Source organism: Megasphaera elsdenii DSM 20460, assembly GCF_003010495.1.
GTDB lineage: Bacteria > Bacillota > Negativicutes > Veillonellales > Megasphaeraceae > Megasphaera > Megasphaera elsdenii.
The window spans coordinates 2,115,204-2,139,593 of record NZ_CP027570.1 but is presented as its reverse complement, the minus strand read 5'-3'; the positions used below and the strand labels follow the sequence as shown (position 1 = coordinate 2,139,593).

The following is a 24,390-nucleotide window of genomic DNA, read 5'->3' as shown; positions in this document are numbered from 1 at the left end:
GATGCCGGCGAACTTCAAGGTATCCGCCGGCTCACTTTTTTCCCGATGACGGGAATCTTTTCGATGTCTTCGACGGTCAGGGCCCGGAAGACGATGAGGCCTATGAGGTAGACCAGGGCGGCGGCCATCATGGCGATGAGGGTGGCTGCGGCGTTGCCGAAGAGGACGATCAGGGCGTGATGGACGAGCCAGGCCGTACCGGCCATGGCGGCACCGGCCAGGAAGAGTTTACCCACGTAGCGCCATTGGACGCGGTAGGCGATGTATTTATGGGCAAAGTACAAGTTGAGCGCCGTCGCGACAGCCAGGTCGGCATTGGTCGCCCAGGCGGCGCCGACTTCACCCAGCCAGGGAATGGCCGTCAGATGCCAGCTGAGGACGATTTTGACAACGGCTGCAGCAGCCATATTGTACAGGGGGACCGCCGTATGGCCCATGCCCTGCAGGAGGCCGCTGGTAATCTGCTGGAGACCGACGAGGAAGACGGAAATGGACAGGACGCAGATAGCCGGTCCCGCTGCCGGCGTCGCGTAGAGGAGCCGGGAAATGGGCACGGCCAGGACGGCCAGGCCCAGGCAGGCCGGTACGGTGATGACGTTGGCAATGCGCATAGCCGTGTCGGTCCGGTCGAGGATGACGTCCCGGTCATGACGGGAAAAAGCCGCCGATACGGCCGGGACGAGGCTCGTCGCCAAGGCGATGGTCAAGATGGCCGGCAGCTGGACCAGGCCGTTGGCCATACCCGTCAGGTAGCCATAGAGGGCCGTCGCTTCATGCGTACTGTAGCCAGCCGCTTCCAGGCGCAAGGGCACGATGAACAAGTCGATGCTGGCCACGGCCGGCAGGAGCATATTGGCTGCCGCCACGGGCACGGCCAGGACAATGAGCCGGCGGATGATGCGCCGTGGCGACTGGACGCGGAAGACGCCGTCATCTTCGGGCATAGGCTGGCGGCTGTAGCGGTAATATAAGAAGGTGATGAGCAGCAGCCCGGCAGCCGCCCCGGGGATGGCACCAAAGGCCGCACCGGCTGCGGCCCACTCCAGCCCCTTCGGCAGCAGGAGCCAGGCCAAAACGAGCATGGTGCAAACCCGGACGAATTGATCCGCCATCTGGGACAAGGCGGTCGGCGTCATGAGCTGCAGACCCTGGAAATAACCGCGGAAGCAGCAGGCTATGACGGATAAAGTCAAAGCCGGTGCCAACACGGCCAGGGCCGGGAAGGCCCGGCCATCACGGACGATGCCCACTTCGACCAGGCCATGGGCGCCAAAAGGCAGGGCCAAGCCGCAAACGACAGCAACGACAGTCATAAAGGCCAGGGTCACATGGAAGATACGGCGGACGCCACTGTAATGGCCTTTGGCCGCTTCTTCAGCGATCATGATGGACACGGCAATGGGAATCCCTGCGCCGATGATGCTCAAAAGCAGGATATAGACAGGATAAGCCATCTGATAGAGGCCGATGCCCTCGCCGCCCAAGAGGCGCGACAATAAAATACGGTTCAGCCCGCCTAAGATCTTGACGACGATACCGGCCATGGTGAGGACCATGGCGCCCCGTAAAAAGGAGTTCTTACTCAAGGGAATTCCCCTTTCTCAATGATGAAAAAGCCGTCAGCAGGGTCTGGATGAAGGCCAGGACGTCGGAAATCCCTGCCAGGGAGACGCGGACCATGACGGGCAGATTGGGCACCAGGCGGAAACGGCGGCGCAGGGACGGTTCCAAGTTGGGAAGGTCCGGCATATCGGCGACGCGCTGCCATTTCAATTCCAGGACATCCTTCTTCTGGGCGATGAGTACCAGGCCCTGAGCCTTGGCATCGAGGCGCGTTTCCGTGACCTGCAGGAGTTTTTCTACGGGCTGGCTCGGCTTGCCATAGCGGTCGGCCAGTTCCTGGCGCAGGCCGGCCAGTTCCTCTTTCGACGATAAGACAGCCAGGCGCTGGTACATTTCGATTTTCTGACCACCATTCTGGATATAGTCGTCGTCGATGAAGGCGTCGACATGGATTTCCATGACCGTTTCCGGCGGTGGCGGCGCCACGTCCTTGCCGGTCTGGGCCTTGGCGATGGCATCTTCCAGCATGTGACAGTACATGGCAAAACCGACGCTGGCGATATTGCCGTGCTGTTCCCGGCCCAGGAGGTTGCCGGCACCGCGGATTTCCAGGTCGCGCATGGCAATCTTGAAGCCCGACCCGAGTTCGGTAAATTCCTTGATGGCCTGCAATCGCTTTTCAGCGACTTCCGACAGGACCTTGTCGCGGCGGTAGAGGAAATAAGCATAAGCCATGCGGTGGCTCCGGCCGACGCGGCCGCGCATCTGATAGAGCTGGGACAGGCCGAAATGGTCGGCGTCATAAATGATGATCGTATTGGCATTGGCTACGTCCAAGCCATTTTCGACGAGGCTCGAACAGAGGAGGACGTCGTATTTTCCTTCGTAGAAATCGAACATGACCGATTCCAACAGACTCCCGGCCATCTGACCATGGGCAATGCCAATGGTCACGTCCGGCAAGAGGGCCTGGAGTTGGTCTTTCATCTTTTCGATGGTCGCGACGCGGTTGTAGACGAAGAAGACCTGGCCGCCCCGCCGCTTTTCGCGCATAATGGCATCGCTGACGATGCGGGCGTCGTATTCGGTCACATAGGTCTGGACGGGGAAACGGTCGGTCGGCGGCGTTTCGATGACGCACATTTCCCGCAAGTTGACCAGGGACATGTGCAGCGTCCGCGGAATGGGCGTCGCGCTCAGGGACAGGACATCGATATTGGCGGCCCAGGCCTTCCATTTTTCTTTCTGGGCAACGCCGAAGCGCTGTTCTTCATCGACGACCAAGAGGCCCAGGTCCTTGAACTTGACCTTTTTATTGAGCAGGCTGTGGGTCCCGATGAGGACGTCGATATCGCCTGTCAGGGTCCGGGCCAGGATATCTTTCTTTTCTTTATAGGAACGGAAGCGGTTGAGGACGTCGACGTGGACGCCAAAGGGGCCGAAGCGTTCCATGAAGGTCTGGAAATGCTGTTGCGACAAAACCGTCGTCGGCACCAGGACGGCCACCTGTTTGCCTGCTGTGACGGCTTTGAAGATGGCCCGCATGGCCACTTCCGTCTTGCCGAAACCGACGTCGCCGCAGACCAGGCAGTCCATCGGCGTCGGCCGTTCCATGCTAGCCTTGATGTCGCGGACGGCTTTCAGCTGATCTTCCGTTTCTTCATAAGGAAAGGCTTCTTCAAATTCCTTTTGGAACGGCGTGTCCGGCGGAAAGGCATAACCTTGGACGACTTCCCGCTTGGCATAAAGGGCGACGAGCTTTTCGGCCAGGTCGGTAATGGATTTCTGGGCCTTGGCCCGCGTCTTCTGCCAGTCGGAACCGCCCATTTTCTGCAGTTTCGGCGTATCCCCTTCGTTACCGATATAGCGCTGCAACAGGGACAACTGGTCTGTCGGCACGTAGAGGATGTCCTTGCCGGCATAGTGGATTTCCAGGTAATCCTTATGGACGCCATCCATTTCAATGGTCTTGATGCCGATGTAGCGGCCAATGCCGTGGACTTCATGGACGACGTAATCGCCGGGCTTGAGGTCCGTAAAGACGTTGATTTCCTGGCCTTTGGCCGCATGATGGCGCAGGCGCCGCTTCTGCGTGCCGAAGACATCCCGTTCGGCGACGACGACGACCTTGGCATAGGGCAGTTCGAAACCGTCGTGGATTTCCCCTTCGACGACGTAGATCCCGCCGGCCGGGCTCTGGGCCTCGTCATAGTCACGGAACGGCAATTCGTGCTGCTTCATCCAGGCCTGGAGCGAAGCCCGCCGGTCGCGGCTGCTGATGACGAAGAGGAGGGTATTCCCTAACGACCGCCAATGGTCCACTTCTTCTTCCAGGAGGTTGAACTGCTTCTGGAAACTGGCCATCATCTTGGCAGCAAAGCTGGCCGACGTGTCCACTACCATGTCCGGCACGGACTGGGCCATGAGCGACAAGATGAGCTGCGGACCTGGGCGTTCAGCGCCTGCCAGGTTCTTCCAGGAGGCCAGGCGGCCTTTATAGTCATCCGATTCCTTGAGGATTTTCTTCAAGCCTTCGCGGACGCGGTTCGGTTCATCCCAGATGATGACGCCCTGTTCAGCATAATCCAGAAGGGTGTATTTTTCATCATCCTGGACCGTCAGGGAAATGGGCAGGATCCGGGCTTTCTCCCGCTGTTCCTGTGATTTCTGGCTGTCCACATCGAACGTGCGCAGGCTGTCCAGTTCATCACCAAAAAATTCCAGGCGCAGCGGCTGCGGTTCATTGACGGCGTAGATATCGACGATATCGCCGCGGACGGAAAAATGGCCGCGCCGTTCGACCAGGTCCACCCGTTCATAGCCGGCGTCGACGAGGTACTGCAGCAGCTCATCGCGGTCGTACTCCTGATGGATGGCGACGTCGATAGCCGCGGCATCGATGCGCTGCGGCGCCATGACGTACTGGGCGGCTTCTTCCGGTGCCGCCAGAATCAGGAGGCGGTCCCCCTGACGCAGGCGTCCCAGGGCTTCCATCTGCCGGGCCGTCCGGTCAAGGCTCTTGGCCGTCGTCGTGAAGACGGCCTTGTCGACAACGGGAAAGTCCAGGACCGGCAGGTCCGGAGCCAAAAAGGCCAGGTCTGCCCGCCAGGACGCTGCCTGTTCCCGCGACGGGACGACAAGGACAGCCTGTCCCGGCCGTTCCGTCAAGGCCTTGGCGACGAGGGCGCTCTTGACCGAGCCGCTGAGACCATAGATGCTATGGCAGCCCGGCTGAGAAAACGCAGTCACAGCCTCGCGGATATTTTCATCTTGATTCATCCATTGAAAGAATTGCTTCATATCATTTTTACCTCATGACAAATTGGGGCTGTCACAGGGAGATGGTCCCTGTGCAGCCCTTATTGTAATTGAATTGGTTAACTATTTGATTATATCATACTTCACTGGCCTCTGCCAATGGGTATCACAGGACTGATGCGCCCTGCATGATGATAGCTTCCCGTTCTTTGCGGCTCATCTTGAGGAAATTCGTCTTTTTCAGCTTATCTTCATAGGACGAATCCATGCCGTTCAGCTTCCGGGCAACATCCTTGCGGATCTGCGGCAGCAGGCTGTAGAGGTTGCGTCCCGGGCAGTCCGTGCTGTTGACGTCGCGATGGCCTACGATGGTAGACGGTCCCGGCACGATGCTGTAGGTCTTGCAGATCCAGGCGACCAGCCCTTCCAACGAGTGGATCTGGGCCGGCGTGGGGATTTCTTTTTCAAAATTGCCCGTCACGTTGATGCCGACGGTATGGTAGTTCTGCCCTTCAGCGTGGGCACCGACCGTAGCCAGCGGGCGGCCCCGTTCAATGGTCCCGTCTTTGCGGATGACGTAATGATAACCGATGCCAGCCCAGCCGTTGGCCAAATGGGCGCGGTGGATAGCCGCTGCCGACGTATCCCCATCGGGGATGCCGACGTGATGGATAACGATCATGTCCGTCTTCGGCCGCAGGAGCAGCGTTTCCCGGAACTGGAAATGTGTTTCCTTGACAGCCATCGGTTCGGCCGGTGCCGCATCGGTGACGGGATTATAATTGCGCATGACGCCGCGGGCTCCGGCTGGTTTGGCCGACCGCGGTACACTGGCCACCGCCGTCATTCTGGCGGCGGTACTCGTCGTGCCAGGTGTTGCGGCTTCCGTTTTCCCAGACTGATCCTTTTTCATTTTCCCGTCTTTCTTGGAAGCCTTGGCGGCTTTCGCCCTGGCCTTGGCCGCGGCATCCATATGCTGATCGACACTGGCTACGCCCGTCGTATAGGCCGCGCCTTCTTCACTGACAGGACTCGCAAAAGAACCGGTCGTCATGCCCAGGGCCAGGCACACCGTCAAGGCCAGGGCGGATATCATTTTTTTCGTTTTCACGATACATACACTTCCCCATGTTGTTGTTTGATTTTTTGGCAGAGCCGGTCCCACAAGGCCTGCGGAGCCGGATGGCCGTAGGTCCCGAGCTGGATGTGCGGCTTGGCCCGGCCGTGATAGTCGCTGCCCAAGGTCGCCATCAAACCGTACTCGTCGGCGATGCGGCGGTAAAAATCGCTCGTCCCCTCATCGTGGTAGCTGCAATACGCTTCGAGGCCGTCGAGACCTGTGGCAATGAGCTTCTCCGTCAAGGGACGATTCTGTTTCATATTGGCTCCGGGATGAGCCAGGACGGCGACGCCGCCATGGTCGTGGATGATAGCGACGGCACGGTCGAAGGCCATGAAGGTCATGGGCACGAAAGCCGGCCCTCCCTGACCGCAGATATCCCAGCCGAAATTGACATACGGCGCATCGCTTCTGGCACCTCCCGGCCGGTACGGTGCTAGGACGGGACAATCCGCGTTGCGCGGATCCGCCAGGGCGACGCGGGCGATGTGGACCGACGCAATGGCATCGCCGCTGCAGAGCGCCCAAATAGCCGGCCTGTCGAGGACGACGCCCAAGGCTTCGACAGCATCGAGGATTTTCTCCGAAATGGCCCGGCGCTGACTGTATACATCTTTTTCAATGGCCGCAAAAACAGTATCTTCTGCGTGGATGCCATAGCCGAGGAGATGGAAATTCTTCCCTTCATACTGACAGCTGATTTCGATACCCGGCACCAGGTTCAGCCCCAGCCGGGCCGCTTCATCCCGTGCTTCCGGGATGGCCCGGACCGAATCATGGTCGGTCACGGCGACCGTCGTCACACCGGCCTGGGCACACTGGCGCATCAAATCGGCTGGCTCGAACTGGCCATCCATGCTGTATTTGGTATGCATATGCAAATCAAGCCATGTTTCCATATATGCACTTCCTTTCTTCAAACATCGCCCCTATTATACTACGCTTCCGCCCACCCTGCCAGTCGGGACGAAGTTTATGATTCGTTTTTCGAATTTTATTATTTTAAAATACTTATTACTATTTTTTTAAGTTTTTGTTTACATTTTCTGAAAAATTTTCTATAATAGCTCCAACGGATGCAAAAAAGTCATCGAGACGCATCCATCGACTACCTCACACAATAAAATATTCATTCAAAGGAGAATCCATTATGACAGAAATGCAGCAATATGTAGAAGACGTGCTGGCCATCATCCAGCGCCGTGACCCGGAACAGACGGAATTCCAGAACGCAGCCCGCGAAGTACTGACGTCCCTCGTGCCCATGCTGGAAAAGGAACCGAAATATAAACAGCACCACATCCTGGAACGCATCATCGAACCGGAACGCGTCATCATTTTCCGCGTCCCCTGGGAAGATGACAACGGCGTCTTCCACGTCAACCGCGGCTACCGCGTCCAGGCCAACAGCGCCATCGGCCCCTACAAAGGCGGCCTGCGCTTCCACAAGAGCGTCAACCTGAGCATCTTGAAATTCCTGGCTTTCGAACAGATCTTCAAGAACGCCTTGACGGGCCTTCCCATCGGTGGCGGCAAGGGCGGCTCGGACTTCGACCCGAAAGGTAAATCGGATCGGGAAGTCATGCATTTCTGCCAGAGCTTCATGACCGAACTGTGCCGTCACATCGGCCCCAACATCGACGTACCGGCTGGTGACATCGGCGTCGGCGCCCGTGAAATCGGCTTTCTCTATGGCCAGTACAAACGCATCCAGGATGCTTTCGATGCCGGCGTACTCACCGGCAAAGGCATTGATTACGGCGGAAGCTTTGCTCGTACCGAAGCTACCGGCTATGGTCTCCTCTATTTCGTCAAAGATATGCTGGACAACAAGAACATCGATATCAAAGGCAAGACGGTCATCGTTTCCGGTTCGGGCAACGTCGCCATCTACGCCATCGAAAAAGCCCAGGCCATGGGCGCCAATGTCGTAACCTGCTCCGACTCCAACGGCTATATCTATGACCCCAATGGCATCGACGTCGCAGCCGTCAAGGACATCAAAGAAGTCCGCCGCGGCCGCATCAAAGAATATATCGAAACCCACCCGAACGCAGAATACCATGAAAACAGCCGCGATATGTGGAAAATCCCGGCCTTCATCGCCCTTCCCTGCGCTACCCAGGGTGAAATCGATTTGGAATCGGCTAAAACCCTCGTCCAGAACGGCGTAAAAGCCATCGGCGAAGGCGCCAACATGCCGTCGACCCTCGACGCCATGGCATACTTCCAGGAACACGGCGTCCTCTTCGCACCGGCTAAAGCCGCAAATGCGGGCGGTGTCGCCGTATCGGCCCTGGAAATGGCCCAGAACTCGGAACGCCTGTCCTGGTCCTTCGAAAAAGTCGACGATACCCTCAAAGACATCATGCGCAATATCTTCGAAGAATCCCGTGACAACGCCGCAAAATACGGCGTCCCCGACAACTACGTAGCCGGTGCCAACATCACGGCCTTCATGAAAGTCGCCGACGTCATGATTGAACAGGGCTTAGTTTAATAATAATTTAATAATAAGTAGATATAAAAAGGGACTGCCACATTCAGACAGCCCCTTTTTTTACGTTAACCTTAGGAATCGTAGATATAACTCTTCTGGTATATGTGGTATTCTTTATGCATCTCCCATCATGCATAGTGTGTACACTCTCTATCAGGCGGGCCGCCCGTTGGGACGGCCCCTACGCATACGGCCAATGGCCGTGTCTTTTTGCGTTCTGTAGAACCGCGCAGCCTGCCATCTGCAGACTGTTCCCATCGCCTGACTGCGATTCCGTAGGGGCTGTCCCAGAGGGCGGCCCGCTACGCGCTGAGGGCTTCCCGAAGCGTCGTTGTCGGCTTGAGTCTGTCGCGGCATAGCCGCATCTGAGTCCAAGAAAAAGCAATCGTTCATAGTCCATGGCTCGTAAAACCTGAAATTATGCCAAAGAACAGGATGTGGTTGAATTTCACGGCGGAGCATCCCGCTACGCTAGTCATTCTTTAGTGGTCATGCTATAATAAGTTATCATGAGTAAAGGAGTCGAATTTTTATGATGATAAAAAAACTTGTCACTTTTGAAGACCTCGGGTTCGTCCAATGGGGCGTCCTGAATGAAGCGGAAGACGGGGTCTACGGGGCTATTGCCCTGGAAGAAGCTTTCTTTACGCCCCTTCCGGAAACGATGCTGGAATTCATCCGTCAAGGCAACGACGGCCTGCTGGCCCTGGCCGATGCGCTGGAACAGAACGAAAAGACGGGCGCCGTCAAGGCCAAACCGCTCGATACGATACGCATCATGGCCCCTATCCCCCATATGGAACGGAATATTTTCTGTATCGGCAAGAACTATACGGAACACATTGCCGAATTTGACAAGACAGCCATGCCTAAACCGCCAAAATATCCGGTCATCTTCACCAAGGCTACGTCGTCGGTCATCGGCCCGGATGACCTCATCGACCCCCATACGAACGTCACATCTCAAGTCGACTATGAAGGCGAACTGGCCGTCATCATCGGCAAGGAAGGTTCGGACATCACCGTCGGCGAAGCCATGGACCACGTCTACGGTTTCACTATCCTCAACGACGTCACGGCCCGGGACCTGCAGGCCAACCACGTCCAGTGGTTCCACGGCAAGAGCCTGGATACCTTCTGCCCCATCGGGCCGTATATCCTCTTGCGCGATGCCGCTCCGGATACGTTCGACATCGTCACGAAAGTCAACAATGAAGTCCGTCAGGACGGCTCGACAGGCGAATTCATCTTTACCATTCCCGAATTGATTCACACCATCTCCCAGGGTACGACCCTCTTCCCGGGCGACATCATCGCTACCGGTACGCCCAGCGGCGTCGGCGTCGGCTTCAATCCGCCCCGCTTCCTCCACTCCGGCGATACGGTAGAAATCACCATTCCCGCCATCGGGACCTTGAAGAATAAAGTGAAATAAAAAAAGCTGCCGCTTACGCGGCAGCTTTTTTTGTGGTTCGTAGTTCGTGATTCGTTTGGCGAAGGTTCGATGAACGACCCACGGCAAACGACCCACGGCGCAAAGCGCCTTACTTCCCCTCCTGCTGCAAGAGGCTGTGTTTGCGTCCGTAGACCATGTAGATGATGAGACCCAGGATGGTCCAGCCCGTGAACAGTATCAGCGTATGCGACGACAATTCAGAAAAGATGAAGGCACAGCAGATGAAGCCCAGCGGGGCGATGATGTGGACGGCAGGACAGCGGAATCCGCGCGGATGGTCGGGATAGAGCCGGCGCAGGACGAGGATGCCGACACAGGAACAGAGGAAAGCGAAAATCGTACCGGCGCTGCACGTTTCCGCGACGATGTGGATCGGCGTGAAACCGGTAATGCAGGCGACGATGATGCCGATGACAATCTGGATGATATACGGCGTATGGAACTTCGGATGAACCTTATAGAGACTCATCGGCATGAGGCCGTCACGACTCATCGAATAGAGGGCCCGGCTCTGGGCGAAGAGCATGCCCAGGACGACTGTCGACAGGCCGCAGATGGCGCCGGTACCGACGATAGCCGAACCGAGATGGAGTCCGATGTATTCCAGGACGAAGGAGGCCGGAGCGGCCGTATCGAGCATGGGATACGGAACGACGCCAGTCATGGCAGCGCAGACGGCGATGTACAGGACCGTACAGATGGCCAGGGCCGAGATGATGCCGATAGGCATGTCATGTTTCGGATTCTTCGTTTCTTCTGCCGCCGTCGACAAGGCGTCGAAGCCCAGGTAGGCGAAGAAGAGGACTGCCGTGCCGGCAAAGACGCCGTGGATGCCATAGGGCAGGAACGGCTGCCAGTTCATCGGTTCGATGTGTGGTGCCGCCAGGAAGAGGAAGAGGAAAATCGTACCGATCTTGACATACACCAGGATGCGGTTGACGTGAGCGCTTTCGCGGACGCCGACGACGAGGAGCGCCGTAGCCAGGGCAACGATGAGGACAGCCGGCAGGTTGATGATACCACCGTCAGCCGGTACCGCCGTCAAGGCTTTCGGCAAGTCGATGCCGCAGGAATGAAGGATGCCGACGAAGTACGCCGACCAGCCGCCGGCTACGGCACTGGCTCCGACCGAGTATTCCAGGATGAGGCTCCAGCCGACCCACCAGCCAAAGATTTCGCCGAGGGACGCATAAGCGTAGGTATAGGAGCTGCCGGATACGGGCAGGAACGAAGCCAGTTCCGAATAAGCCAGGCAGACAAACGCACAAGTAATCGCGGCGAAGACGAAGGATAACATCAGGCCCGGACCGGCGTATTTAGCTGCACCGATGCCGGTGAGGACGAAGATTCCCGTACCGATGATGATGCCCAGGCCCATGAGGGTGATATCGAAGGCTCCAAGAGCCTTATTCAATTTCTTTTCCTGCGTATGGGCCAGCAGGTCATCAAAAGATTTACGACGTAATATATTCATGATATGTGTCTTCGCTCCCTATTGATTAACAGATTTGCTGGAAACAGCCGCTTTCCAGATCAGGCCGATGATGAAGCCGGCAATGGTGAAGCTGATCCACCCCATGCCCAGGGTGTGGAGCGGTACCATCGTATTGAAGATGCTGTCGATAGGCCCTAAGGAAATCTTAGCCGTCTGGAGGCCGGTGACCAAGGCCGGAATCAGGGTCAGGCCGATGGTCCAGGCGTAGACGCACTGCCGTCCATCATACAAGTTGTTGAGGAAAGTCAGGATGATGATAGCGACGACGAGTGGATAAATGAACATCAGGACCGGAATTGCGGCGACAATGATGGTCTTCAAGCCGAACATGGCAACGAAGAAGGAAATGACTGTGAAGATGGTGACCCATTTCTTATAGCCGATGTTGCCGACGAGTTCATTGAAATACGTAGCGCACGACGTAATCAGGCCGATAGAGGTCGACAAGCAGGCCAGGAGTACGATGACAGCCAGGATGACCGCGCCGACATTGCCAAAGAGGATCATTGCGCTCTTGGAGAGGACCGGTGCGCCCGTTTCCTGGATACCGAAGGCAGCGACGCTGTCGGCACCGATCTTGGCGATGAAGATGTAGACGAAAGCCAGGCAGCCTACAGCAATCAGGCCGGCTTTAAAGACTTCTTTCGTAATGGCAGCCGGTTCCGTAGCGCCGTCTTCCATGACAAATTCAATGACCAAGATGGCGAAGACCAGCGATGCAATCGCATCCATTGTGTTGTAGCCATCGAGGACGCCCTGTACGGCAGCGATGCTGGCCGTCGCATAAGCAGCCGTCGGGTCTTGCGGCGAGCCGAGGGGCGTAATGAAGGATTTGGCAATGAGCAGCAAAATCGTCAGCAGCAGGGCCGGCGTCAAAATCTTGCCGATGCGGTCGACCAGTTTCTGCGGCGATACAGACAGCCAGAAGGAAATGACGAAGAACAAAATCAAAAAGCCCGTCATGACCATGTCACTGCCACCGCTCTGCAAGAACGGACGGACGGCGATTTCATAAGATACACTGCCCGTACGAGGGATAGCGAAGAACGGTCCGATTGTCAGATAACAGATGACGGTAAAAAAGAGACCGTATGCCGGATGGACGCGGCCAGCCAGTTCCTGCAAGTTCTTACAGCCTGAATAGCCCATGGCCAGGACCCCGGCCAAGGGCAGGCCGACACCGGTGACGACGAAGCCCAGGACAGCCCACCAGACATTCGAGCCGGCAGCCTGACCCATGGCAGCCGGGAAAATCAGGTTCCCAGCACCAAAGAACAGTGCGAACAACATTAAGCCGATAGCAATCGTTCTGTTTCCTTTATTTTCTCCCATATGACACTCCTCCTATCTTTGTAAAATTTTAGATTTTGTCAAGAAATCATAAGGACAGAAAATATAATAAATTAAATAGTTTAATTTGTGACTTCATTCTATCATAAAAAAGAAAAAAAATCATGACTTTTTTGCAAGTTTAATCTAATTCTAATGAGCCTTTAATCTTTCTTTAATATTTTCGTGAAATCTCGAACTTATCTAATATTTTCCGCTAAAAGAGCCACGAATCTTTCATTTTCTTCATGTGTTCGCACAGCAGTCCGGCCATAAGCTGCCGACAGGCCGGGATAGTTGGCGCAGTCGCGTATCAGCAAGCCCTGGGCTTTCAGCACTTCTGCCAGGTCAGCCGTCCGGGCGCCGTCGCCAGTCAGTTTCCAGAAGATGAAATTGACGCACGGCGGATAGACGCAGAGACCGGGAATTTTTTTCATCTGACCGTACAGCCATTCTTTTTCCTGCTGGACCAGTTGGCGCGAAGCCTGCTGATAGGCCCGGTCCCTCAGTCCGGCGACGCCGGCATATTGGGCCAGGACGTTGACATTCCAGACGTCCTTATGGCCTTCCATGAGGCCGCGCCGCAAGGGCGACGTGACGCCGAAGCCCAGGCGCAGGCCGGGCAGGGCGTAAAATTTCGTCAGCGACCGGATGACAAAGAGGTTATCCCTGTCCCAGGCCTGGCGAAGGACCGAATAAGCCTCGTCGGATTCGAGGAAATCGAGGAACGATTCATCGACGAGGATGTCCGTCCCCTTGCGGGCGCCGACTTCAGCCAGGGCCATGATTTCATCGGCCGCAGCCAAGGTCCCGGTCGGGTTGTTGGGATTGCCGAGGACGATGCAGTCCGACTGGCCGCAGGCCTGACGAAGCTCCTTCCAGGGGAAGGCGAAGCCGTCGTCCTCCTTCAGATAACCATAATCGACGACGGCCCCGGCAGCCCGTGCAGCCCGTTCGTATTCACTGAAGGAAGGGACCGGCAGCAGGACCCGCTGAGGCCGGAAGGTATGCATATAAAGATAAAAAAGCTCGGCAGCGCCATTGCCGAGGACGATAGATCCACCTGGTACGCCATAAGCCTGTTCCAAGGCCTGGCGCAAGGCAGTCCCGGCCGGATCCGGATAGTGGACGACCTGGTCGAGATGGGCCGCCAGCGCCTGGCGCACAGCCGGCGACAGGCCCAGGGGATTGATATTGGCACTGAAATCCAGCCAGGCCTTTCCTTTCGGCGACGGCTGGTAGACATTGCCGCCATGTTCAAATCGCTGTATCATGAAGTCACCTGATTTCTGTAAAAATACCGCCCGGCTGCAACTGAACCGTTTCCCGATAGGACCACTGCGGGAACTGCCGGCACAGGGTGTCAATGACCGCTTCCCGGGATGCCGGAGAAGCTTCACAACCAAAGAAGACGCCGGCGACGGTGCCGCTGTGGGCCACATTGACGCCGACTACGGCAGGATGATCCAGGGCGGCCTGGAGAAAAGCCGTAAAATCCGGTTTCGGCAGCCACGGCTGATTGGCCAGGGCACTGAGAGAAGCCGCCAGCCCCAGGTGGCGGTCGGTCAAGGAAGCCGTCAGGAGCTGCAGACCCAGAAAAAGAGGCGCCTGGACCGGCCGGATCCGGTCCCGATGGACCCGGTGGAAAGCGACGGTATCGACGGTCCCGCCGACATCGAAGACGGCAATAGCCAGGAACGGCACCTCGGGAAACACGTGCCAGATAGCCCCTGTTTCCGGCTGTATCATGGCCATGCCCTGACAAAAAACGCCGTCTGTCGGCTCAATGGAAGCTGCCAGACGGCCTATGTCCTGCTGGGAAAGTGACTTTTGGCAAACGGCGGCGACGGCGGCCAGGACCGCGCAGATATCGGCGGAACTTGAAGCCATGCCCTTGCCCGGAGGCAGGTCCGACGTCAGGAAAAAATCATACGGAAGGTCCTGGCACCGGCAATATGTCCGGCCCAGGTCCAAAGCCCGACGGGCCTTTTCCCCGCCGCCCAGGAGCCGTCCCCTGCCGGGACGGACGACGACCGTACTGTACCGGTCGATGGGACACGTGATCAGGAAGGGCTCATCCTGCCAGATACCCTGCATCACTTCCCCACACGAACCGGGGACGCGGACAGTCAGCTCCATAAGCCGTAGAGCCCCAAGGAAAGAAGGGCTGTCAGGACACCGACAGTCAGGGATACGCCGTACATGAGATATATCGTCTTGCGGATGTACTGCGGCTCCAGTTCATGGTCGGCATCACCCATATATTCACGGAACGTATCCTTGCCAAAATAGCGGTTATGCCCGCCCAAACGGATGCCCAAGGCACCGGCCACGGTCGCTTCGGCATAGCCGCCATTGGGACTGGGATGCTTGGAAGCATCGCGGCGCATGATGCGCCAGGCTCCTTTGGCGTCATAACCCAGGCAGGCGGCGACGGCGATGAACAGCAGTCCCGTAAGGCGGGCCGGGATGTAGTTGAGGACGTCGTCGACGCGGGCTGCGACGCGGCCGAAATAAATGTATTTATCATTCTTATAGCCGATCATGGAATCGAGGGTATTCGCCGCACGATAGACGACGGCCAGGGGCAGGCCGCCGATGGCGAAGAAGAACAGCGGCGACACGATGCCGTCGACGGTATTTTCAGCAATCGTTTCCACCGTCGCCCGCGTCACTTCCGGACTGTCCAGATGATCCGTATCGCGGCCGACGATCTTGCCGACTTTGAGCTGGGCAATGCGCAGATGATGGCGGACGAGATACCGGTAGACTTCGCGGCCGGCCTTAGCCAGGCTGCGCGGGCAGATCATGAAGGACAGGAGGACGCCCTGGATGATATAACTCCAGTGTTCATTCGGCAAAAATTCCAGGGCCAGGACCAGGACCAGCGTGATATTATAGACAAACAGCAGGGTAATGACGACGGTCAAACCGCCTAAGATGAAATGTTCCCACTTCGTCGATTTTTCATTATAAAACAAGCGTTCGAGCAAGCTGATCCAGCGGCCGATGAGGGCGACGGGATGAAGTTTCGTATGGGGGTCGCCGATGATGAAATCTACGATAAAAGCGGTCAGTACAGTAATCATTGTATTCCTTCTTCCATAATCTGCCGCAGGCGCTTCATATCCAGGGACTGGCGGACAATCCGGGCCAGGCGGTCGTATTTCGCTTCTTTTTCCTGCCGGTAATGCCGTGTCACCGGCAGGGCATCCCAGCCCTTCTGCTTCCGCAGGCCATTGAGGAACTGACGGCGGAACTCGTCGTTGTCAAAGAGGCCGTGGATGTACGTGCCCCAGGCCAGGCCGTCTTTCCGGGCTGCGCCGGCCGGGCTTTGGCAGGGCTGGCCAGCGCGGCCGGTGACGATAAAGGGATAGACGTCGTCCCCGCCGCTTTCTGTCCGGCCCATGTGGATTTCGTAGCCGGATAAGTCGGGAATCGACAGCGTTTCTCCTAAAAAGGGCAGTTCCCGGCAGTCGGCTGTCACTTGGGACGTCAATTTCCGGGATACAAAGGTCGTCGTCACGCCCAGGAGATGCAGGCCTTCGACGCGGCCTATATCGGATTCAGTCCGTTCCGGGTCACAGACGGCTTCTCCCATCATCTGGTAGCCGCCGCAGATGCCGATGACCGGCTTTTTCTGCGCCATGAAATCGTACAGGGCCTGGGGCCAGCCGTTTTCGCGGAGGAAGAGCAAATCTTCCGTCGTGTTCTTGCTGCCCGGCAGGATGACCGCATCGGCACCGGCCAGGTCGCTGGGATGGCGGGCGTAGTACAAGGCGACGTCGTCTTCCCGGGCCAGGCTGTCAAAATCGGTGAAATTGGAAATCTTCGGGACCTGGACGACGGCGATGGATACCTTATCGGCTGCCGGCCGCTGTTCCTGATCGTCGAGGGACACGGAATCTTCTTCGTCGATGCCCAGGTCGTCGACATAAGGGACTACGCCCAAGACGGGCTTGCCTGTCTTTTTCTCTAAAAAGTCAATGGCCGGCGTAAATAGCGATACGTCGCCGCGGAATTTATTGATGACCAGGCCTTTGACCAGGTCCCGTTCGTCCGGGTCGAGCAGCTCCAGCGTGCCGACCAGGGCGGCCAGCGAACCGCCGCGGTCGATATCGGCCACTAAGAGCACCGGTGCGCCTAGGTATTTGGCGACGCGCATATTGACGATATCGTGATCTTTCAAATTGATTTCTGCCGGACTGCCGGCGCCTTCGATGACCAAAGTATCGTAAGCCTTATCCAGTTCAGCCAGAGCGCGCTTGACGGCATCGAAGGCCTTGAGCGAATAGCCTTTGTGGTAGTCCCGGGCCGACATATTGCCGACGGAGCGGCCGTCGATGATGACCTGCGAGCAGGCATTTCCTGTGGGCTTCAAGAGAACGGGATTCATGGCCACCATGGGCAGCAATCCCGCAGCCTCCGCCTGGGCGACCTGGGCCCGGCCCATTTCCCGGCCATCGGCAGTGACATACGAATTTAGGGCCATATTCTGAGCCTTGAAAGGCACGACTTTCTTCCCGTCTTGTAAGAAAATACGGCACAACGCCGTCGTAATGATGCTCTTGCCGACATGAGAACTCGTCCCTTGCAGCATGATGTACTGTGCCAACCAGCTTCCCCCTCACCTGTTTCATTTCTATTGCAATGGTTTTATTATATCTTGTCTGACGGAAAATGCAATAGAAAAAGGCTTGTCGCATGTGCGACAAGCCTTTTTTCTGTAGGGGGCGCCCCAAGGGCGACTCGCCATGATAAAGGAAGCAGGCGGGCCGCCTTTTAGGACGGCCCCTACGGTAAAACATTAATCATGTAATTCTTTGTCCAGTTCTTCCAAGCGTTCGATGCGCTGTTCTGTCGGCGGATGGGTGCTGAACAGGTTGGCAATGGCACTGCCGGCACCGGCGAAGGGATTGATGATGCACATGTGGGCCGTCGCCTTGGTCGCGCCGGGCAGGGCGTAATGATGGGCGTAGTTGTCGATTTTCGCTAAGGCCCGGGCCAGGGCGATGGGGTCATCGATCATGCGTCCCCCTTCTTCATCGGCCATGTATTCCCTTGTCCGGGAGATGCCGAGCTGGATGATAGAAGCGGCCAGGGGCGCGACGATAGCCGTCACCAAGAGGGCGATGGGATTGCCGTCGCCATCATCATCGCGGCCGCCGCCGAAGATGGCGGCCCACTGGGCAATGTTGGCGATCATGCCGATGGCACTGGCAAACGTGGCGACGATGGTACTGATGAGGATATCCCGATGCAGGATATGGCTCATTTCATGGGCCAGGACGCCGCGGATTTCATCTTCGTCGAGAAGATCCAAAATTCCGGCAGTTGCCGCAACGGCGGCATGGGAGGGGCTTCGGCCCGTAGCAAAGGCATTGGGTACCTCCGTCGGGATGATGTAAACTTTCGGCATGGGCAGTTCCGCCCGCTGAGCCAGGTCGGCAACGATACGGTACAGGTAATGGTCTTCCCCAACTTCCTGCGCCCGATAGGCTTTAAGGACCATGGAATCACTGAACCAGTAGGAAATGAAGTTCATGCCCGTAGCGATGAGGAACATGACCATGACGCCGCTGCGTCCGCCGATAAGGCCGCCGATGGCCATGAGGATACCGGCCAGGGCCGTCATGAGGAATACCGTTTTTACGCGATTCATAAAATCAACTCCTTATCAAGAAGCTAAAAGTCAAAAGGTAAAATTGTTTACATTCTCATTATATACGGTCTTATGTTCGTTGTCAATATGGTTGTCAATAAAGAGGTTACTTCAATATCTTGTTGTTGTAGCGCCGGATATAGACGATATAGTTCCCGTCGCTGTCCTTTTGGCCGTCAAAAGCGACGGTAATCGATACGTCATCCTGGGTCCATTCCACTTCTTTGCTGGTCTGTTTGACCGGGAAATTTTCCATATTGGAATAAATCGTGGCGACCAGGCGGGAATAAATACTCTTGGCCGTCGCCTTGTCGGTCGTCTTGAAGTAATTGTCGAAAGCCAGGACCTTGCCCTTGGCCGACGTGTCGGCCGAAAAGATTTCAATGCCTTCCGTGACCGATACGTTCTTGACGACCGACGTCCGTTCGGCCCGTTCCGTAAAGGACACGGAGCTGCCGTAAAACGTCCAGTCCGGCAGGATGGAGAAATTGGCATCGAAATCGGCCCGGGGCATGCCGAGATAGACTGTCTGATAGGCCGTAAGCGGGCTTTCCGCGATTTCATCGACAGACTGATTATAATCAAAAGCACCGGCCGAAGCCGTTAAGGCTGCCCACAACAAGGCCGAAGCCATTACTTTTTTGTACATCATAGAAACGCGCCTCCTTTATAAAAACGGTGCCAGGATCAAGCTGAACAGCGCGAAGACCAGGCGCTGCAAGGGAATGAGGATATACGTGAAGAACGGCGTCATCATCAAGGCGATGAGGATGAGGAAGCTGTAGCGTTCCAGGCTGGCCAGCTTATAATTCCACGACGTCGGCAAAAAGCACATGAGGACCCGCGAACCGTCGAGGGGCGGCAAGGGAATCATGTTGAAAATGGCAAAGTTGACATTGTACAAGACAATGAGGTGAAGGACCATGGGCAGGGCTGTCGTCGTAAAGAGATGGGCCTTGACGAAAATGACTTCGACGACCAGGGCCAGGAAGGCCATGAGGAGATTGGACATGGGCCCGGCCAGGGATACACAGATTTCCCCTTTCCGCCAGTTGCGAAAGTTCCCCGGATTGATCATGACCGGCTTGGCCCAGCCGAACTGCGCCACGAGGAGCATAATTAACCCGACCGGATCGATATGGGCAACGGGATTCAACGTCAGCCGCCCAGTCATACGCGGCGTATCATCGCCCATCCAGTCCGCTACCTGGGCATGAGCGTATTCATGGACGACCATGGCAATGAGCAGGCCCGGAAGGCCGGCGATAATAGAAAGTATATTAAAATCGAACATAGAATTCTCCTTTCGTTAATATTTCTATTATACGGTATCCAGGAGAAGATAACAAGATGTGGCTCGTGGCTTGTGGGGAATAAGCGGCTTCCTATCCGACCCGGGTTCCCTGGATTCGTAGGGGCCGACCTGGTAAGGCGGCCCGCCTGAAACGATGGTGCACACGTAATGCATGACGGGTGATGCGTGAAAAAAAGCCCCATATCCCAGAATGGTCATACCCACGATTCACAGCGGGACGCCCTTTGGGCGTCCCCTACGGTATCGCAAGCGATGGAAATGAATGCTTGTCTTTTACTTCATAGTTTGTAGTATGGAGTTTGTAACTGCTAGATCGAGTAGGAGGGATTTCTGAGTAGAAATCCCGACCTCTCACACCACCGTGCGTACCGTTCGGTACACGGCGGTTTCCTAGTTTTCGCATACTTGCTTGTAATAGCTCGTCATGGTTATGTAGCCAAGGCGGGCTATTTCTTTATTCGTAAGAACTGAGTTCAGCATTGCCGCTGCTCGCCACGGACCTTTTCGGCAGTTAGCCATTTCCAACACTACCCACTTGGGCGCGCCGTATTGGCTTATCATCCGGTGTTTCGTCCGTACCTTCTTCCATTGTTTCCAGTATATGGTTCGTATTTTGCGTCGAATCCATCTGTCAATTTGAATTAGCAGTTCCTTCATATTCGCTAGTTTAAAGTAATTCACCCATCCCTTTATGAATCGTTTCAATAGAAGGGCTCTCACTTCGTTTCCTTTTCCATTGCTTCGTTTCAATATAAACCGCAAACGGTCTTTCATCTTAGTAATGGATTTCGGATGCACCCGGAGTCGGCATTTTCCATTCTTTTGGTAGAAGCCATATCCCAGATATTTAACATAGCGGATGTGGGCTACGTGCGTCTTATTTCGATTCACCTTGAGAAATAATTTCTTCTCAATATATCGAGTGATGCTTTCCAAGGTCCTTTCGGCACTTCTTCTGCTTTTGCAGAGTATCATGCAGTCATCTGCATAGCGGACAAATTTATGTCCGCGCCGTTCCAGCTCCTTATCCAGCTCATTCAGCATGATGTTACTCAAGAGCGGACTCAATGGCCCTCCTTGGGGAACCCCCTGTTCACTTCGTTCGAACATCCCATGCCGGATAACACCAGCATGGAGATATTGGTGTATCAGCGAGATGACCCGGCCGTCTTTTACGCTCCTTGACAGAACTTCTATCAATTTGCTTTGGCAGACATTGTCGAAAAATTTCTCCAAGTCCATGTCTACGACGTAGACATAGCCCTCATCTGCATAGGCCTGGCATTGTTTCAACGCATCGTGGGCGCCCCGTTTGGGACGGAACCCGAAACTGCTATCTGAAAACTGTGGCTCGTAGATAGGCACAAGAACCTGCGTAATCGCCTGTTGTATCATGCGGTCTACGACCGTAGGGATTCCTAATTTCCGGAATTTCCCTTTTTCCTCTTTGGGTATTTCAACCCGACGGACTGGCTGGGGCTTATATTTCCCATTCCGTATTTGCTGAAGGAGGTCCAGGCGATGTTCCCGCAGGTAGGGTAGAAGTTCATCTACACTCATCCTGTCGACCCCGCCGGTTCCTCGATTAGACTTTACCTTCTTATAGGCACCATTTAAGTTGTCTCGTGATAAAATCTGCTTCAACAGACTGTCCGCTGGCAAGCTTGCAATGATGTCGTTGTGTTCAGCAATCCTCGCATGGGCAGACGCTTCCACATATCCCGGTTGTTCCGCAACCTCTTTTTGTGGACAGCCTTCTTGATGAAGTTTTCTGTCTTTCATTCCATGATTGGTTACTTTCATTAACTAACATCTCCTAGGATTCGGCCCTTTCCTCATGGTCTATAGCCCATAAGGTACTATGGCCTCGGCTGACTCCTCATGATAAATCTTATTTCAACCATGATGTCCAATCTATATGGCACCATCATGTCCATGAGGCCTCCCCGGGTAAGAACGCACTCTTTCTCTCCATGTGTCTGCCACATCTACTATTCATGGTTCCGTGTAGCTATGGGACTTCAACCTGTTAGGCGGCCTTATCCCCATGACTAGCCTTATGTGATTTCTGTTCGTCAGACCAGAGATTTGCCTCGACCTTCCTTCAGATTCCATCTCACGATGGACACCCTTGGTTCTGGCTATAGCCTTCCCGCTACCGGGCGGCTTAGGGACTTTCACCCATTAGAGTGCGCCCATGCCGGGCGCACCTACAAAAAAAGCTTGTCGCACGTGCGACAAGCTTTTTTTCACCGCTTCCGGTATTCGTATTCTACGTTTTGTTCGACGATGGCCGCTTTTTCTTCGATTTCGCGGATTTCGTTGATCATCTGCTTCACGAAGGTTTCGTCTTTGATGGATTTCAAATTGATGCGGACGCTGTAGAAAGCCGAGCGCATGGCGGCCCTGGCATTCATGGTGGCGATGACGCCATCGGTGATGACCCAGGCGTTGCCGTAGCGGACGACTTGTTCTGCCAGCTGGAGGAGGACAAAGATGTCCTTCCCCAATTCAAACGGCGATATGGCCGCATCCTTGAAGGCCTGCTGGACCGTGGCCGCCCGGTCCGGTGTGTCCTTGGGCAGGCGGACAGCGCGGATGACGCTGTCAAAAGCGGCGGCGTCTTCGGCGATGCCGTCGAGGTACCGCTGGCGCAGGCCATGGGCCTTGTCGCGAATGGAAACCATGAGTTTCTCGATTTCGTCATAACCTTTCTTGCCGATGGTCAGGTTGGCGACCATTTCTACGAGAGCGGCTGCCGATGCCGCCGTCATGGCGGCGATGCCGCCGCCACCGGGAACGGGTTCCTTAGAAGCCGTGACTTCCAGGAGCCCGTCCAGGGGCATGGATTGGAATTGTGTAAAATCCATCTTAGAACAATCCCGTAATGACGCCGTTTTCGTCGATGTCCATGCGGTTGGCAGCCGGTACTTTCGGCAGGCCCGGCATGGTCATGATGTTGCTCGTCTGGCAGACGATGAAGCCGGCACCGGTGCAGACGCGGACGTCCTTGACCGTGACCTTGAAGCCCTTGGGCGCACCGAGGAGCGCCGGGTTATCGGACAGGGAGTACTGCGTCTTGGCCACACAAATCGGCATTTTGTCGAGGCCAAAAGCTTCCAATTCTTTGATCTGTTTCTGGGCGTTGCCTTCGAAGATGACGCCGTCGCCGCCGTAGACTTTCTTGACGATGGTTTCCATCTTCTTGGGAATGGAATCGTTGACGTCGTACAGCGGTTTGTACGGCGTCTTGGGCTGTTGCAGCAGTTTCAGGACTTTTTCGCCCATTTCGACGCCGCCTTTGCCTCCTTCGGCCCAGCAGTTGTTGAGGGCGACTTCGACGCCGTAATCTTCGCAGAGTTTACGGAGCGTTGCGATTTCTTCGTCTGTATCGCTGATAAATTTATTGATGCCTACGACGACAGGCACGTCGAAGAGACGCATATTTTCGATATGTTTTGCCAGGTTGGCAAAGCCCTTCTTCAAAGCTTCGACATTTTCTTCCTGCAAGTTCTTCTTGTCGACGCCACCATGCATCTTCAAGGCACGGACCGTGGCGACGATGACGACGGCATCCGGTTTGATACCGGCGAAACGGCATTTGATGTCCATGAATTTTTCAGCACCCAAGTCGGCACCAAAACCGGCTTCTGTAACGGCGATGTCCCCCATCTTCATAGCTAGTTTAGTAGCGACGACGGAGTTACATCCGTGGGCGATATTGGCGAAAGGCCCGCCGTGGACCAGGGCCGGCGTGTGTTCGATAGTCTGGACCAGGTTCGGTTTGATGGCATCCTTCATGAGGATGGCCATAGCCCCTTCGACGCCGAGCTGGCGGGCCGTGACCAGATTGCCGTCCAGGTCATAGGCTACGGTGATGTCGCCCATGCGTTTCTTGAGGTCCATGAGGTCACTGGCCAGGCAGAGGGCTGCCATGATTTCCGATGCGACAGTAATCATGAAGTGGTCTTCCCGCGGGAAACCGCAGACTTTGCCGCCCATGCCGACGACGATGTTGCGCAGGGCCCGGTCGTTCATGTCCATGACGCGCTTCCAGATGACGCGGCGCACGTCGATGCGCAGGGCATTGCCCTGGTGGACGTGATTATCGATGGCTGCGGCCAAGAGGTTGTTGGCAGCCGTAATGGCATGCATGTCGCCGGTAAAATGCAGGTTGATGTCTTCCATCGGCAGGACCTGGGAGTAACCACCGCCGGCAGCACCGCCTTTGATGCCGAAGACCGGTCCCAGGGACGGTTCGCGCAGGGCGACGACGGCTTTATGACCCATGTAGTTCAGGGCCTGGGCCAGGCCGATGGTCGTCAAGGTCTTGCCTTCGCCGGCCGGCGTCGGCGTAATGGCCGTGACCAGGACCAGTTTCCCATCTTCGTTCTTCGAGAGGCGTTTGATGGCGTCAAAAGAAATCTTTGCTTTATATTTTCCGTAGAGTTCCAAGTCATCATCGGTGAGGCCGACTTGGTTTGCAATGGCCGTAATCGGTTCCAATTTCGTCTGCTGTGCAATTTCGATATCGCTCAATACCTTTGCCATAGTAGTTGTCACTCCTGTTCTCTGCATAAAAAAAGGCCGCTCCGCTGGAAGTTTGCCCAGACGGTCGGCTTCAAGAAATCATGCTCCCCGTGGTAACTCCACTTCCGTCAGTCACATGATTATGGCCTTATTATACAAAAA

The 24,390-nt window shown here is 55.8% G+C and carries 18 protein-coding genes and 1 riboswitch; of the genes, 2 read left to right on the top strand and 16 right to left on the bottom strand.

Features of this window, described 5'->3' with window-relative positions; translation table 11 throughout:
• Positions 1–14: 14 nt before the first annotated feature.
• The 4 genes from C6362_RS10125 to C6362_RS10110 form a co-directional block, all read right to left on the bottom strand.
• Positions 15–1,586, bottom strand: coding sequence for a putative polysaccharide biosynthesis protein (locus C6362_RS10125; protein WP_014016766.1), 1,572 nt, complete (start codon positions 1,584–1,586; stop codon positions 15–17).
• Entirely contained in the window at positions 1,579–4,863 is a 3,285-nt protein-coding gene (mfd, locus tag C6362_RS10120) for a transcription-repair coupling factor (protein WP_014016767.1), read from the bottom strand. Before mfd ends, C6362_RS10125 begins: the two co-directional genes overlap by 8 nt.
• A gap of 124 nt (positions 4,864–4,987) precedes the next feature.
• Positions 4,988–5,932, bottom strand: a complete 945-nt coding sequence (locus tag C6362_RS10115; protein ID WP_014016768.1) for a peptidoglycan recognition protein family protein — start codon at positions 5,930–5,932, stop codon at positions 4,988–4,990.
• The gene (locus C6362_RS10110) at positions 5,929–6,840 is read right to left on the bottom strand and encodes a PHP domain-containing protein (RefSeq protein ID WP_014016769.1); all 912 of its coding nucleotides are present in this window, start codon (positions 6,838–6,840) and stop codon (positions 5,929–5,931) included. Before C6362_RS10110 ends, C6362_RS10115 begins: the two co-directional genes overlap by 4 nt.
• 251 nt (positions 6,841–7,091) lie before the next feature.
• Here C6362_RS10110 and gdhA point away from each other — a divergent pair, with 251 nt between their 5' ends.
• Complete coding sequence (gene gdhA / locus C6362_RS10105; RefSeq protein WP_014016770.1) at positions 7,092–8,441, top strand: NADP-specific glutamate dehydrogenase; 1,350 nt, start codon at positions 7,092–7,094, stop codon at positions 8,439–8,441.
• A gap of 532 nt (positions 8,442–8,973) precedes the next feature.
• A complete protein-coding gene (locus C6362_RS10100) occupies positions 8,974–9,876 on the top strand; it encodes a fumarylacetoacetate hydrolase family protein (RefSeq protein WP_014016771.1) in 903 nt (300 codons plus the stop codon).
• 109 nt (positions 9,877–9,985) lie between these two features.
• Here the strand turns inward: C6362_RS10100 and C6362_RS10095 are convergent, their stop codons facing one another.
• The 12 genes from C6362_RS10095 to C6362_RS10040 all read right to left on the bottom strand — a co-directional run bounded on the left by C6362_RS10095 (position 9,986) and on the right by C6362_RS10040 (position 24,249).
• On the bottom strand, positions 9,986–11,371 hold the full coding sequence (locus C6362_RS10095) for an amino acid permease (RefSeq protein ID WP_014016772.1): 1,386 nt from the start codon (positions 11,369–11,371) through the stop codon (positions 9,986–9,988).
• 18 nt (positions 11,372–11,389) lie between these two features.
• Positions 11,390–12,724, bottom strand: coding sequence for a branched-chain amino acid transport system II carrier protein (brnQ, locus tag C6362_RS10090; RefSeq protein WP_014016773.1), 1,335 nt, complete (start codon positions 12,722–12,724; stop codon positions 11,390–11,392).
• 197 nt (positions 12,725–12,921) lie between these two features.
• A complete protein-coding gene (cobD, locus tag C6362_RS10085; RefSeq protein ID WP_014016774.1) occupies positions 12,922–13,995 on the bottom strand; it encodes a threonine-phosphate decarboxylase CobD in 1,074 nt (357 codons plus the stop codon).
• Positions 13,996–13,999: 4 nt separating this feature from the next.
• The gene (locus tag C6362_RS10080) at positions 14,000–14,860 is read right to left on the bottom strand and encodes a GHMP family kinase ATP-binding protein (RefSeq protein WP_014016775.1); all 861 of its coding nucleotides are present in this window, start codon (positions 14,858–14,860) and stop codon (positions 14,000–14,002) included.
• Positions 14,851–15,810 (bottom strand): adenosylcobinamide-phosphate synthase CbiB, encoded by a 960-nt coding sequence (gene cbiB, locus C6362_RS10075; RefSeq protein ID WP_014016776.1) that lies wholly within the window; start codon positions 15,808–15,810, stop codon positions 14,851–14,853. Before cbiB ends, C6362_RS10080 begins: the two co-directional genes overlap by 10 nt.
• A complete protein-coding gene (locus tag C6362_RS10070; RefSeq protein ID WP_014016777.1) occupies positions 15,807–17,336 on the bottom strand; it encodes a cobyric acid synthase in 1,530 nt (509 codons plus the stop codon). Before C6362_RS10070 ends, cbiB begins: the two co-directional genes overlap by 4 nt.
• A 192-nt stretch (positions 17,337–17,528) precedes the next feature.
• On the bottom strand, positions 17,529–18,383 hold the full coding sequence (htpX, locus tag C6362_RS10065; RefSeq protein WP_014016778.1) for a zinc metalloprotease HtpX: 855 nt from the start codon (positions 18,381–18,383) through the stop codon (positions 17,529–17,531).
• A gap of 106 nt (positions 18,384–18,489) precedes the next feature.
• Complete coding sequence (locus C6362_RS10060) at positions 18,490–19,035, bottom strand: hypothetical protein (RefSeq protein WP_014016779.1); 546 nt, start codon at positions 19,033–19,035, stop codon at positions 18,490–18,492.
• A 15-nt stretch (positions 19,036–19,050) separates the two neighbouring features.
• Positions 19,051–19,677, bottom strand: coding sequence for a site-2 protease family protein (locus C6362_RS10055; protein ID WP_014016780.1), 627 nt, complete (start codon positions 19,675–19,677; stop codon positions 19,051–19,053).
• Between the two features lie 411 nt (positions 19,678–20,088).
• Positions 20,089–21,480 (bottom strand): group II intron reverse transcriptase/maturase, encoded by a 1,392-nt coding sequence (gene ltrA, locus C6362_RS10050; RefSeq protein WP_255411287.1) that lies wholly within the window; start codon positions 21,478–21,480, stop codon positions 20,089–20,091.
• A gap of 467 nt (positions 21,481–21,947) precedes the next feature.
• A complete protein-coding gene (locus C6362_RS10045; protein ID WP_014016781.1) occupies positions 21,948–22,568 on the bottom strand; it encodes a cyclodeaminase/cyclohydrolase family protein in 621 nt (206 codons plus the stop codon).
• A 1-nt stretch (position 22,569) separates the two neighbouring features.
• Positions 22,570–24,249, bottom strand: coding sequence for a formate--tetrahydrofolate ligase (locus tag C6362_RS10040; protein ID WP_014016782.1), 1,680 nt, complete (start codon positions 24,247–24,249; stop codon positions 22,570–22,572).
• 47 nt (positions 24,250–24,296) lie between these two features.
• A riboswitch (ZMP/ZTP riboswitch) is annotated at positions 24,297–24,374 on the bottom strand.
• Positions 24,375–24,390 lie beyond the last annotated feature (16 nt).